We start from the raw sequence: 1,265 nt of genomic DNA on the forward strand, positions 1-1,265 counted from the left end.
GCCCGGGCGGCCCGACCTCTTAGACTGAAAGCGTGAGCAAAACGATGACCAGCACAGTTGAAACTGTCCCTGCCGGCACTGCGGTGCGGCTCCACGATCCCTCCGTCCGCGGCTTCGCCTCGGACAACTATTCCGGCGTGCACCCGGAAGTCCTCGCGGCCCTGGCCGCCGCCAACGAAGGCCACCAGGTCTCCTACGGCGAGGACGATTACACCGCGCGCCTGCAGCAGCTGATGGAAGAGCACTTCGGCGAAGGCATCGAGTGCTTCCCGGTGTTCAACGGCACCGGAGCCAACGTCCTGTCCCTGCAGTCGCTCCTCCCGCGCTGGGGTGCGGTCATTTGCGCTTCCACCGCCCACATCAACATGGACGAAAACGGTGCACCGGAGCGGATCGGCGGCATCAAGCTGCTGCAGGTCCCCACCACCGACGGCAAGCTCACCCCCGCACTGATCGACCAGGAAGCCTGGGGCTGGGGCGATGAGCACCGCGCCCAGCCGCTGGCCGTGTCCATCACCCAGACCACCGAGCTCGGTACCTGCTACACCCCGGACGAGGTCCGGGCCATCGCTGAGCATGTCCACGCAAAGGGCATGAAGCTGCACATGGACGGTGCCCGGCTGGCCAACGCCGCCGCCCACCTGGGGGTCCCGCTGCGGGCCTTTACCCGTGACGCCGGCGTGGACATCCTCTCCTTCGGCGGCACGAAGAACGGCCTGCTGTTCGGCGAGGTTGTGGTCGCCCTGAACCCGGCCGCACACGGCCTGGTCTACCTGCGCAAGATGAACATGCAGCTGGCCTCCAAGATGCGGTTTATGTCCGCCCAGTTCATTGCCCTCCTCGAGGGTGAGCTGTGGCTGCGCTCGGCCTCGCACGCCAACGCCATGGCCGCCCGGCTGCGCGCCGGCGTCGAGGCGATCCCCGGCGTCGAACTGACGCAGAAGACCGAGTCCAACGGCGTCTTCGCCGTCCTGCCTGCCGGTGTCGCGGACCGGCTGCGCAAGTCCTTCCGCTTCTACGACTGGAACGAGGCGGCCCGCGAGGTCCGCTGGATGTGCTCCTTCGACACCACCGAGGACGACGTTGATTCCTTCATTGCGGCCATCAAGCGCGAGCTCGCCGCTGCCTGAGCCGTGCAACGCTTCCCCTGCCCGGCGGCGAGCCTGCCGGGTAGGGCTCCGGCCGTTGCATAACCTTCCAAGGTGAGCTCCCTCGATCAGGTTCCGGCAGATTTCCTCTTCGCCCTGGGGACCCTTCGGCAGGCA

1 protein-coding gene is annotated in these 1,265 nt (G+C 67.2%); it reads left to right on the forward strand.

Annotated elements, in window-relative coordinates:
• Window positions 1-44: 44 nt before the first annotated feature.
• Window positions 45-1,130, forward strand: a complete 1,086-nt coding sequence (locus LQV45_RS33520) for a low specificity L-threonine aldolase (protein WP_230012092.1) — start codon at window positions 45-47, stop codon at window positions 1,128-1,130.
• Window positions 1,131-1,265 lie beyond the last annotated feature (135 nt).

The organism is Microbacterium sp. Bi128, from assembly GCF_918698205.1.

What these genes read in the sequence shown, in the direction of transcription:
- LQV45_RS33520 (WP_230012092.1), top strand. Translation starts at nt 45, where the DNA reads ATGACCAGCACAGTTGAAACTGTCCCTGCCGGCACTGCGGTGCGGCTC.